Annotated in this window: 9 protein-coding genes and 2 pseudogenes; 2 read left to right on the top strand and 9 right to left on the bottom strand. The window is 63.4% G+C overall.

The window, feature by feature from the left end; genetic code table 11:
- Positions 1–35: 35 nt before the first annotated feature.
- On the bottom strand, positions 36–1,019 hold the full coding sequence (locus tag ACETMP_RS32940; protein ID WP_375159395.1) for an ABC transporter substrate-binding protein: 984 nt from the start codon (positions 1,017–1,019) through the stop codon (positions 36–38).
- A gap of 166 nt (positions 1,020–1,185) precedes the next feature.
- Between ACETMP_RS32940 and ACETMP_RS32935 the strand changes: the two genes are divergently transcribed.
- The gene (locus tag ACETMP_RS32935) at positions 1,186–2,115 is read left to right on the top strand and encodes an NAD(P)-dependent oxidoreductase (protein WP_375162048.1); all 930 of its coding nucleotides are present in this window, start codon (positions 1,186–1,188) and stop codon (positions 2,113–2,115) included.
- A gap of 10 nt (positions 2,116–2,125) precedes the next feature.
- On the opposite strand, the gene ACETMP_RS32930 is transcribed toward ACETMP_RS32935, so the two are convergent.
- The 6 genes and pseudogenes from ACETMP_RS32930 to ACETMP_RS32905 all read right to left on the bottom strand — a co-directional run.
- A complete protein-coding gene (locus ACETMP_RS32930) occupies positions 2,126–2,683 on the bottom strand; it encodes a flavin reductase family protein (protein WP_375159394.1) in 558 nt (185 codons plus the stop codon).
- A 9-nt stretch (positions 2,684–2,692) separates the two neighbouring features.
- Entirely contained in the window at positions 2,693–3,922 is a 1,230-nt protein-coding gene (locus ACETMP_RS32925; RefSeq protein WP_375159393.1) for an acyl-CoA dehydrogenase family protein, read from the bottom strand.
- Positions 3,923–4,036: 114 nt separating this feature from the next.
- Positions 4,037–5,303 (bottom strand): annotated as a pseudogene (locus ACETMP_RS32920) (CaiB/BaiF CoA transferase family protein).
- A 242-nt stretch (positions 5,304–5,545) separates the two neighbouring features.
- Entirely contained in the window at positions 5,546–5,974 is a 429-nt protein-coding gene (locus ACETMP_RS32915) for a GNAT family N-acetyltransferase (RefSeq protein WP_375159392.1), read from the bottom strand.
- Between the two features lie 64 nt (positions 5,975–6,038).
- The gene (locus ACETMP_RS32910) at positions 6,039–6,368 is read right to left on the bottom strand and encodes a hypothetical protein (protein ID WP_375159391.1); all 330 of its coding nucleotides are present in this window, start codon (positions 6,366–6,368) and stop codon (positions 6,039–6,041) included.
- Positions 6,369–6,429: 61 nt separating this feature from the next.
- Positions 6,430–6,933 (bottom strand): annotated as a pseudogene (locus tag ACETMP_RS32905) (phage terminase large subunit); the annotation flags it as partial.
- Between the two features lie 431 nt (positions 6,934–7,364).
- Between ACETMP_RS32905 and ACETMP_RS32900 the strand changes: the two are divergent.
- Positions 7,365–8,339 (top strand): hypothetical protein, encoded by a 975-nt coding sequence (locus ACETMP_RS32900; protein WP_375159390.1) that lies wholly within the window; start codon positions 7,365–7,367, stop codon positions 8,337–8,339.
- A 133-nt stretch (positions 8,340–8,472) separates the two neighbouring features.
- Here ACETMP_RS32900 and ACETMP_RS32895 read toward each other — a convergent pair whose 3' ends face one another.
- Entirely contained in the window at positions 8,473–8,802 is a 330-nt protein-coding gene (locus ACETMP_RS32895) for a hypothetical protein (protein WP_375159389.1), read from the bottom strand.
- Positions 8,799–9,098 (bottom strand): hypothetical protein, encoded by a 300-nt coding sequence (locus ACETMP_RS32890; RefSeq protein WP_375159388.1) that lies wholly within the window; start codon positions 9,096–9,098, stop codon positions 8,799–8,801. The genes ACETMP_RS32895 and ACETMP_RS32890 overlap by 4 nt, the downstream gene beginning before the upstream one ends.
- Between the last annotated feature and the right edge of the window lie 65 nt (positions 9,099–9,163).

Below are 9,163 nucleotides of genomic sequence, written 5' to 3'. Positions count from 1 at the left end.
ACGCGGCTGGATCCCTGCCCGGATCGCTGGCCCGGCTATTCCAGCGGAGCGACGATGGTCGGATGCTTGAACTGCGTGACATCCAGCTTCGGCAGCATTCCGGTCTCGGCGTAGATATCCAGCATCTTCTGGATCGCGGGGAAGTTCGGTGCCGCGCCTGGATCACGGCCGAAATCATTGTCCTTGAGCAGGTAGGTCTCGAGCACCGGAACAGGCGCCTTCAGCACTTCATTGACGACCTTGAGAGTCTCCTCGCGGTTCGCCAGCGCCTTCTTCATGCCCGAGGTGATGTCGCGGACATAGGTCTTGACCAGTTCGGGGTTCTTGTCGACGAAATCCGCGCGGCAGGCTTCCAGGATATGCACGATGTTCGGCATGGCCTCCGACAGAGAGAACAGCTTCCTCGTGCCGCCCTTTGCCTCCGCGCGCGCGGCAAACGGCTGGTTCATGTTGACCGCATCGACACGGCCTTGGCGCAGCGCGTCCTCGGAGACCGCGAAACCGACCTCGACCAGCTTGATATCCTTGGCTGGATCGACGCCATTCTGCTTCAGGAGCAGATTGAACGGACCCTGGGTCCCGCCGCCGATCACGGAAATGCCGACCGTCTTGCCCTTGAGATCGGCGATGGTCTTGATCGGGGAGTCGTCCTTGACAGCCCAGTAGACCGAGAAACCGCCGGGCTTCTCGAACACGTGCTGCGCCACGATGTAGGCTTTGAGATTGCCGCCGACCACGCCATTGGCAAGCGACAGCGGTGCCTGCGTCGCGCAGTCCAGCGCGCCGGCTGCCAGGGCCTGCGTCATCGGCGCGGTGCCCTGGAATTGGGTCCATTCGATGTTGTAGGCCTTGCCGAGGTTGGGAAATTCAGCCGGGCGGCGCATCATCCAGTACTTGGATTCCTCGGCCGGGATCGTCCAGCCGACGCGGATCGTCTGTTGCGCCCATGACGGGCTTGCTCCCGCGCTCACGGCAGCTGCCGCCCCTAAAGCCAGGATCCACTTCGAAACGGTTCGCATCGTGCCCACTCCGCTGCTCCGGCGCCGACGGGCGCCACCCAACCCGACCGCCTCAAATGTTTCATGGTTCAAACATTCAGGCAAGCCATGCGGGCCGGAGGGTTCTGCCGTCCGACGCGAAATGTATGATAGGTCGGCGTCGCACTGCGACAGAAAGAGGCAACCTATGGCTGATGCGAGCAAGGCAAACCCGCACGGCGCCGAGAGGCTTGGCTATCTCGGCCTCGGGCTGATGGGAACGCCGATGACCCGGCGCTTGCTCAAGGCCGGTTATCAGGTCACGGTCTGGAACCGCTCGGAGGGCAAGGCGGCTCCGCTCATCGAGGCCGGTGCCAAGCGCGCAGTCACGCCTCGCGATCTCCTGGCGAACTCGGATATCGCCTTCATGTGCGTGACGGATGCAACGGCCGTCGAGGAGGTGATCTTCGGACCGGAGGGGCTCGCCGCGGCGCCTGGTGCCGGCAAGCTCGTCGTCGATTTCTCATCGATACATCCCGATGCCGCGCGCCACCTTGCGAAGCGATTGAAAGACGCCAATGGCGCCGGCTGGATCGATGCACCGGTGTCCGGCGGGACGAAGGGCGCCGAGGAAGGCACGCTTGCGATCATGGCCGGCGGGGAAGCAGACGATATCGAACGGGTCCGGCCCTACGTGCTGGCCATGGCGCGCCGGCTCACCCATATGGGCCCGACCGGCGCCGGCCAGACCACCAAGCTCTGCAATCAGGTGATCGTCGGGTGCGCGATGGCCGTGCTGGCAGAAGCCACGCGCCTTGCCGTCAACGCCGGGATTGATGCCAATCGCCTGCCCGAAGCGCTCGCCGGCGGTTTCGCGGATTCCATTCCGCTTCAGCTGTTCGTGCCGAGGATGGTGCAAGGCATTCACTCGCCGCCGCTTGGTCACATCGCCACGATGCTCAAGGATCTCGATACGGTAGCCGATGTCGCGCAGACGACGTCGACGCCGGTGCCGATGGCCTCGCTTGCCGGACAACTTTTTCGGCTGGCCAAGGCCGCGCACGGCGCGGAAGCGGACGCGCTGGAGATCTACAAGCTTTCAGCAACAAAGCGCCAAGCTGTCGAGCCCGACCCGTAGCCCACTAGGGTCACTTCTTGCGCTCGTCGTCGGCAAGGAATCGGCCGAATGCCCCCCGCGCGAAGAGCAGCGGCTCGGTCGTGTTGTAGGTATAGGCCTCGACCGCGCCGAGAAAGATCACGTGGTCGCCGCCATAATAGCGATTTACGGATCGGCATTGAAAGTTGGCGACGCTCTCGGCAAGCACCGGCGCCCCGCCGAGGCCCGGCGTCCAGTCCACGCCGGTGAACTTGTCGTCCGAGGATTTTGCGAATTTATTCGCAAGAGCCTGCTGCGAAGCGCCGAGCACGTTGACGGTGAAATGGCTGGCGTTCTGGAAGATAGTCAGGCTCGAGGAATAGACGACGAGGCTCCACAGCACCAGCGGGGGATTCAGCGAGACCGAGGCGAACGAGTTGCACGTAAGGCCGTAAGGTTTGCCATCGGGCGCCGCGGCCGTGATGATCGTTACGCCCGTTGCATAGGTTCCGAGCGCGTTGCGAAAGTCGCGAGGATCGATTGACGAGCTGTCGCTCGCGAACTCGTTGGCGGGATCGGGCACACGGGGCTGCTGCGGCTGATCATTCATCGGCCGGCCTCACAGCGTGAGATTTTCGGACGGCAGCCCTAGCGCCACACGTCCATAATTGGTTCCGGCCGCATCGAAGTTGAACGCGAGATGCGAGTTGATCGCGTGCGCATCGCGGAACTGGCGCTGCAACACGCCGCTCGTGAACAGGCCGCGCGCCCCGCTCGCGGCGAACAGCATCGAGACCGCGTCCGTGCACAAGTTCACGGAAAAGGATCCATCGCGCCGATATCGGGTCTTGGTCGCCATATCGGCGATGTGACCGCGCCGTGCGTCCTCCATGGCTTCGAGGCATGCCGACCGCATGATCAGGCGTGCGGCGTCGATCTTCGCCGAGGCCTCCGCGATCTTGATCTGGGTGCTCTGAAAATCGCTCAGCTTGGCGCGGTTGTAGGTCGAAATGCGGTGACGTGCGACCTCGACGTAATCGTCGAGGCACGCCTGCGCGTTCCCAAGCGCAACACCCGAGAGGACGTAGGGGAACAACGAGAACACAGGCAGCGCATACAGCGGATTCGGGTTGACCCTGCTCCCCGGCGTCGGGCCGCCGGCGAGATCGCCGACAGCGACGGTCATATAGTCGGCCACGAAGGCGTCCCTGACCTCCACGTCGCAAGACCCCGTCCCGCGCAACCCCGCGACATTCCAGGTGTCCAGCACGTTGTAGTCGCCCTTGGGCAGCAGAAAGATGCGATACTCGATGCCATCCGCCTCGTCGTCGGAGTACACCACGCTTGCCAGCATGTTCCATTCACACGAGGCAACGCCGGAGGAGAACGGCCAGCTGCCGCGAAGCTGGTATCCGCCCTGCACCCGCGTGGCGCGTCCGGCAGGAAAGATGAACGAGGATGCGATCAGCACGTCCGGATCACGGCTCCAGACCAGATCCTGCGCCTTCTGCTCGAACATGCCGAGCATCCAGTGATGGCTCGCCAGATTGGCGAGATTCCAGGCGACCGACGCATCCGCTTGTCCGAGCAGCTCGGCGCAATCGACGAGGGCGACATAGTCAAGCTCTCCGCCGCCAATCCGTGCCGGTTGAAGCATTCGGAACAGGCCGGCATCGTGGAGATCCCTTTCGGTTTCCGGCGGGAGATGCCGCAGCTCCTCTGTTCGCGCCGCCCGCTCGCGTAGTCGCGGCACGAGCGCCCCAGCCTTCGCGATCATTTCCGCGTGGGCGCGTCCGCCGGCTTCCGGGCCGGCGGGCTGATCCATGCTCGGCTTTCGACCAGGCGCCATTTGTGTCCCTCGCTTTCACACATTTATGCGGCCGCCCCATCGCCAAATCAAGCCATGCAGCCGGCACCGGCCCGCAAGCCGGAGCCCAGTGCCATGGGGACCGATCGCGCGGGGCTAGCCCGTCGAAGGTTTGCTCGTGCCAAAGATTCCCTTCTGGGCAAATTCGGTGATCCGACGCTCGTCGTAACCGAGAATATTGCGCATGACGTCCTCGGTATGCTCGCCCAACAGCGGGGCGGCAACGGGATCGACTGTGCCGGTCAGGCTCATGGTAATCGGCGGCTCGATGTTGGGCACCCATTCCGCCGTCGGGTGCCGAATCCGGTTCAAGCGCTGGCGCTCGCGTGCCTCGGGCGCATTGAACCCCTCCTCGACCGTCCGGAGATAGCCGACCGGGATATTGGCCTGCTTCATCTTCGCCATCCAGCTTTCGAGCGTATCGCTGGCAAAGACCTCGGCAATGGCTGCGCGCAAGAGCTCCTTGTTCTCGGAACGGGCCTTGCGCGTGGCAAACTTGGGATCGGTGATGAGATCCGGCCGGTTCAGGACCTCGACCACGAGCCGGCGATAGAGCCGGTCGTTGGCGCAGGCCATGTAAAGTGGCCCATCTGAGGCCTCATAGACACCGACGGTTGGCGACCCGCTGGGCGAATTGCCGAAGCGGCCGGGATTTTCGCCGTTGATGAGATAAGCCATACCGTAGAAGCCGGTCATTCCCATCGCGACGTCGAACAGAGCGACTTCGACACGTTGCCCTCGGCCGAGCCTGTCGCGAGCGAGCAGCGCCAGCAGGATGGCGTTACAGGCAGACATCCCCGTCGCCATGTCCACGATGGGCGGGCCGGTACGAACCGCGGGGCCGTCGGCAAACCCGTTGAGCGACATGAAGCCGCTCTCCGCCTGCGTGATGGGATCGAAACCGGGCCGCGAGGCGAACGGTCCGGAGCGGCCGTAGGCGGAGATCGAGCAATAGACCAGCCGTGGATTGAGCGGCGCGACCGACTCATAGTCGAGTCCGAACTTCTTCATGACCCCGCTCGAGGAAGTTTTCCACGACGACGTCCGCCTTGCGGATCAGATCCAGCGCGATCTCGCGGGCTTCCGGCACGGAAAGGTCGAGCGCAATGCCGCGCTTGTTGCGGTTCAGGCTGAGATAGGCGGCGCTCTCGCCGCCGATTTCGGCGTGCTCATAGGCGCGCGTGTCGTCGCCGCCGTCGGGATTCTCGATCTTGATGACGTGCGCGCCAAAATCGGCGAGCGTCTGCGTGCAGGCCGGTCCGGCGACGACACGCGTGAAATCGATGACCAGCAGACCATCGAGCGCAGTCAGCCCTCCCGTCGCCCGCGACGGCCGTTCCGGCAATTGAGGCTTGTTGGGCATGGATGGCGCTCCCTTACATCGGCTTGTGGCCGCCGAATTTCCTGCAATAGCAAACTTAAAGCCCGGCACCGCCAGCTTCGCAAGTGCCTCGCTTGCTTTACCCCGAAACGCAGAAACGGCCCGGCAGCCATCGAGCTGCCGGGCCGTTGGACATTTCCGGGCGTATGAAGGCCACGCGCGTTGCGCAGCCGTTCTGGTTCAGAACGACACGTTCCGCATCACGGGAAACCCGCTCCGATCGATCAGCGCAGCCATTTTCGCCAATAGAGCGTATGCGACCAGGCCCAGGGCGCCTCGGGCTCGTAGAGCCGATAACCCGCACTAATAAAATTGTTGGCCGAGACCGGATTGTCCGTCGTATCGGAGACGATGCTGTCCCATCCGAGGCGCCGCGCTCGCACTTCGACAGCCCGCATCAGCCTGAGTTGAAGTCCCCGTCCCCAGTGCCGCTGCAAGACCCCGACCCGGCAGAAATATCCGCTGTTCCGCGCATGCGTCGACGGCACGACGCCGGCGAAGGCAACTGCGTCGTCATCGTGGTAGGCGATCCACCATGCCCCCGACTCGAATTGCGGCACGGCGGCCCCATCGAAGAATGTCAGCCGGTGCAACTCGCCGAGAGTCTCGGCGGTCTCGTCATCGTCCGCATCGACGATCCGAATTCTGTACATAGGATAGCCCTATTGGCAGGGATCGTCGCAACTGCGTGACCTGCGCCGCCTTGGTGGCCGAGGCTCACTTGCCCAGCGCGACCTTGACGCCGAGCCAGACCGCCCCCATCAAGCCGGTTGCGACCACCGTGATCACAGCCTTGAAGGTATAGCTCTGCGCCTGTTCCACGCTCTTTCGCCAGCGCCGCAGATGCTGGAAGTCGGCTCGGATCTCGCTGCCGACCCACTGCACGATCCACATCGTGAAAGCATCCGCTGCAGCACCGGCGCCGCCGATGTCGATGAAGGCGCGGAGCGGCAGCAGGGGATCGGCAGCCACTTTTCCGATCCGCCCCTTGGCACGCGCTTCCGACAGCAGCGGAGGCGAAATAGGCGCCCTCGAAGGCGCGGGCATACTCGCCCTCCCAGATGTGATCGTAGCGCTCCGGGTAGAGCTTCTGATCCAAGAGCCGCTCCTCCCCGAGCACATCAGGAAACCAGGGATTGTCTCGCCAGTTCGCCTTGACCACCACGGCGCCGTCGGGCCTGCGCCCGCGCAGAAAATCGTCGATCGCATCGCTCTTGCGCCGCGGATTCCAGCTCGCCCAGAGCTCGGAATCCTTGACCCGGATCGTCGGCCGCAGCAGCGCGAGGCTGCGCGCGCTCAAGCTCTGTGCCTCGTCGATCCAGGCGATGCGAAACCCCTCCAATGATTTGATCGAGTCCGCCGTGTGATCCTGAAGGCCGCGAAAGATGATGAGCCCGTCGCCCGGTGTCTGGATCTTGTCGCTGAACACCCTGAAGCCGTGACCGAGGCGGAGGCTGGCGATCTTGCCTTCGATCAGACGCTTCGACGATTGCGCCAGCGTGCGCTGCGCCTCGCGAATGCAGACCGCGAGCGTGCCGCGCTCGGCTTGGCAGGTCTCGACCAGGAGCTCGCCGAAGAAATGCGATTTCCCCGAGCCCCGCCCGCCATACACGCCCTTGTAGCGCGCAGGTTTCAGCAGCGGCTCGAAGATCTTCGCCGTCGGAATTTTGAGGATCGACAATGGATGCGCTCGCTTGCCCTAGGGCAGGCCGATGCGCCTGCGCCACGTCGCGGACCAATCTTCGTGGTCAGGGGTTTCCAGATTGTCCTTGCCGATGCGGAGTCGATGAGCCGGGTGGCCTGTTGGCCGTCTCTCCGTATCCACTCCTGACATGGGGCGGCACGCTGCCGATGGGTTGGAGGATCCTTCGCATCATATCTTCCCACGACATGTCTAACTCCATCCCAAAGAGGCAAGCCAGCACACCCGCGCCGCGGCGAAGATGGTGCTGCCTCGGCTGGCTTGCTCAACCAATGACTAACTAGGTTGCTCGCGAGAGACGCAGAGGGCGACTCTCGATCTGATAGACAGGGGAGACTCGCGTGAGAAAGCTGCCGGTCTTCAGAATTCGGCATCACGCGATGCTGGTGCTGATGCTGACCACATTCGTTTCCGATGCGATCGCACAAGAGCGGCCTGCACCGGCATTCGACAGATGGCGCCCGAAGACCGGCGCCTACGCCGAACCCGGCAAGAATTTCGAGTCGAACTGCGATGAAGGCAACGACGTGACGATCGGCGAAAGGTCGATCAGCGGTTCCGAATGGGGCTGCGATTTCAAGAAAATCACCGATTTAGGCCCAGGCTCGCTGAGGGTTGAAATGGTCTGCGACGATTACAATCTGGCGCAGAACCTCAACCCTCGCGATCCCAACTGGGCGAGCAGGCAATTCAACGAGATCATGTTCGTCAAGCGCATCGATGACGCGACAATCTCGGTCCAGAAAAGCCTGAACGGGAAGTTCAAGGACCCTCCCTGGCGTGCAGCCTATTGCCCTCTGAAAACGCAGCGCGCGCTCGCCGAGGCCACGCTGAGAGCCAAGGTGGAAGCAAAGCAGAAGGCCGAGGAAGCCAAGCGGAAGGCCGAAGTGGAACTCACTCTCAAGAGCGCTCATCCGCAGGATGGCGTCTACGCCGCGGTAGGTGCTGATTTTGACGAACGTTGCGCAAAATTCAGTGACACGGTCGTTGCATTCGCCAGGAAGTCGATCACGACGGCCTCGAATATCTGCCAGATCAGGAATACGCAGGTTCAGCTTCCCGACACGGTCAGGATCGACTCCGACTGCACGTTGCAATCCCCTCCAGGCCCTGACGCCGTCAGCGTGCAGGACCCGGACACCATTCAGGACCGCAAGAACCTGATGTTCAAGAAGATCGACGACAAGACCGTCATCCTCTGGATCATCAAGGACGGACACTTCACCGGCGATGGCCGAAAGCTGTCCTATTGCAGCGACCAGGTGCAGCGTGCCTATGCCGGACAGCGGCGGGCCGGCAAGCCGAGCAAGAACTAGGGATCATCGGAACGAAAAACCCGCGGCCAATTGCTCGGCGCGGGCTGAACCAACTCGAATTCGATGATGCCATTCTGCCAGTGTTTTGCCCGACGTGTCGAGCCGAATTTCAAAGTTTGAGTTGTCCGGCGGCTCAAGCCTTAGGGCCAGCGCCGCCGCCGCCGGCGTCGTCCGGGCGCACGATGATGCGCTCGACCCGGTGGACCGTTTCCACGACCTCTTCGCCGCTCTCGATCGGCTGCGCCGACTTGCCCCAGCCGCGATCGAGGATGGCGTTGGCCGCGGAGAGGCGCACCGCCGGCGTCGCCTCGTCATTACGCATGAGGCCGACCAGCACCTTCAGGGCGGCTTTGGTGTGGCCACGCGCGAGCAAGCGGACCTCGGTCGGCGTGCGCGCCCTGGACTTTGCCTTCACCGCCGGCGGCGGTGAAGGCTCGCCTGCGAGCTCGATGTCTTCGCTCACGACACCATCTCCCACAGCGCGATTGCGACGAGGCCCGCGAGCGCGAGCGAAATCAGATAAGCGGTCATCATCATCCTCCATGCGAAGAAAATGCGCGGCAGATCGGCCAGGCGAAGCACGATCGTTTCGGGCGCGAACCCTATCTCCGTGTCTTCCGGAGACCGCAGCGGCGCGGGCCATCGGCCCCGGCGCCGCAGGCCGGCACGTTCGCGCGTGCACGGCCAGCAATGGTTCGGACGGCGGCGCGCCGATCGGCGCTCCAGGTTTGTCGAGTGCGTGGCCGGATGCGCGGCCACCGTCCGATTCTGCAACCGAGACGAAAAAACCCGCGGCGGATGATGTCCGCGCGGGTCAACCAAAC

Source organism: Bradyrhizobium dasycarpum (genome assembly GCF_042019905.1).
GTDB lineage: Bacteria > Pseudomonadota > Alphaproteobacteria > Rhizobiales > Xanthobacteraceae > Bradyrhizobium > Bradyrhizobium japonicum_B.
Note: the sequence above shows the minus strand (reverse complement) of the source record. Positions and strands in the feature narration are given on the sequence as shown.